Annotated in this window: 1 protein-coding gene; it reads right to left on the reverse strand. The window is 67.7% G+C overall.

Annotated features, from left to right (window positions below; translation table 11 throughout):
- Positions 1-107: 107 nt before the first annotated feature.
- Positions 108-1,441 (reverse strand): glycoside hydrolase family 19 protein (locus PKH97_RS09490; RefSeq protein WP_324387163.1); only part of this gene is annotated, 1,334 nt, incomplete at its 5' end.

A 1,441-nucleotide genomic window follows, 5' to 3' on the forward strand; every position in this document is an offset into this window, starting at 1 on the left:
AGAGCGTGGGACCCACACGACCCTGAACCGGCCCGTCGACGCCCCTGAACCGGCCTTTCGACGCCCCTGAACCGGCCTTTCGACGGGGGGTGGGGGAGGGGGAGGGGTCAGGACTTGTCGCCGCGCTCGGGGTGGAAGTACCAGTCGGTCGAGCCGGGGGCGGGCAGGCGCGAGGGGTAGCAGATCGTGTTCGCCGGCAGCGCGCCGGTGAAGTATTTGTAGGCCGACTTGAACCGATCGCAGCGGCGGGTGGCCTCCTCATACGACCAGGCGAAGCCGATATTGCGGTTGACGCCGTTCATATCGTGGTTGTCGGCATAGGTGTTGGTCGTGGTCCGCGCGATCGTCCAGTACCAGCGGGCGATCGGCGCGCTGTAGCTGAGCGAGCGGGCCAACTCCGGGTTGCTCAACAGGTCGACGCCGAGCCAGGTCCCGGCCGGGCCATAGTTGAAGTCGCCGGTGATCTGGATGTAGCCGCGCCCGTGGTAGGTGTAGGACCCCCCTTGGTCGGCGTCCCAGCGCATCGCGGATTCGCTCACCAGCGTCGCCAGGAAGGCCGCCTTGCGCGCGGGCGTGGTGATCGACGCTTTGGCCATCTCCGCCTGCAGCTTCGGCAGGCCCTGCTCGACGACGCTCTGCGTGCCGACCCAACCGGACCCGAACATCGTGACCAGGGCGGCATACGTGAGGTCACCGCCGGTGGTGCACGTGACCGTCTTCGGGGCGCCGCTGAGCACCTTCTGCGTCCACCCGCTGGAGTCGACGGTGCCGATCGTCGCGATATCGCTGCCCGACCCGTCGGCCACATTGGCGTCCTTGCGCCCGACGAGCGCACCGCTGCTCGTGGTCCGCGCATAGAAGACGCCACCGCCGACCCCCGCCAGCTTGTCGACGCCGGTGTACCCGCTGGACGCGAGGGTTGCGGACGTGAAGCGATTAAGTCCGATCGCCTTGTAGCCCATCAGTTTTCCCCCGCTGGTGGTCCCGATCAGCTGCCCACCACCGGTGGCCGTCAGGGAGGTCAGGACGAAGCCGGCGCCGATGCGCGTCTTGGTCGCGATCTGCGAACCGGTCGGCTTCTTGGCGGTGACATTCCACCGGTAGAGCTGCCCGTTGGTGCCGCTCGTGGCGAAGAGATGCCCGAAACCGTCGGCGGTCAGCTTGTCGTAGGTCCAGGAGTTCGAGGCCAGTTTGCTCGGGGTGTCGATGGTCAGCTTCTTGGTGTTGCCGGTGACATCGATCCGGTAGAGCTCGCCGGCTGGCGTCGTCACAAGCAGCGTCGTGTAATCGAGGGTCGCCATCGCCCGGACGCCGAAGGGCAACTTCGGGCCGACGAGGGTGCGGCCGCGGACGTTCGTGGCCGCGTCGATCGCCGTGAAGGTCAGCGTCCCGTCGGCGCGCGCCCCATAGACGTATGCCGTTCCGGTGCACCCCGTCGCGA

Origin of the sequence: Nostocoides sp., from assembly GCF_035343835.1 — a bacterium.
In the GTDB taxonomy this organism is placed as follows: Bacteria; Actinomycetota; Actinomycetes; order Actinomycetales; family Dermatophilaceae; genus Nostocoides_A; species Nostocoides_A vanveenii.